The sequence below is a fragment of the Psychrobacter sp. AOP5-GZ1-6 genome (genome assembly GCF_052376345.1).
Taxonomy (GTDB): Bacteria; Pseudomonadota; Gammaproteobacteria; order Pseudomonadales; family Moraxellaceae; genus Psychrobacter.
This window is the reverse complement of record NZ_JBQSVP010000352.1, coordinates 1-404: the sequence shown is the minus strand read 5'-3', so window position 1 is coordinate 404 and position 404 is coordinate 1. Positions and strand designations below refer to the sequence as shown.

The following is a 404-nucleotide window of genomic DNA, read 5'->3' as shown; positions in this document are numbered from 1 at the left end:
TTTAATTCGATCCCCTCCTGTTGAGTTAGGGTCGGAAATAGTAAGATACTCCATATTTATACTCCTTAAATTTACAGATTCTTCCATAAAGGTAGCAGAGGCAAGTAAAGGCATAAAACATAAGCCACCTTTACTATCTTTTGATATTTCAATATCTCCAGTAATAGGAGGACTATGTGCACGGTTATCAAAAATGCAGCCAGATATACCAAGCGATATCAATAAAATGATTGGATTTAAAAAGTAATATGAAAAATTATTCATGAATTTAGTCATATCTTTTAATACCTTTTGAAAAAAACATTGTAAAAAGTTCACAACCAAAGTAAATAACAACTATTTCTTAATCACTGTATCTACTACTATTGAATAATGAGCTAAATATGCTTCACTACGATTAGTAG

At 30.2% G+C, this 404-nt stretch carries 1 protein-coding gene; it reads right to left on the bottom strand.

Features of this window, described 5'->3' with window-relative positions:
* Positions 1–264 (bottom strand): hypothetical protein (locus tag ACT3RN_RS16170; RefSeq protein WP_444518878.1); only part of this gene is annotated, 264 nt, incomplete at its 3' end.
* Positions 265–404 lie beyond the last annotated feature (140 nt).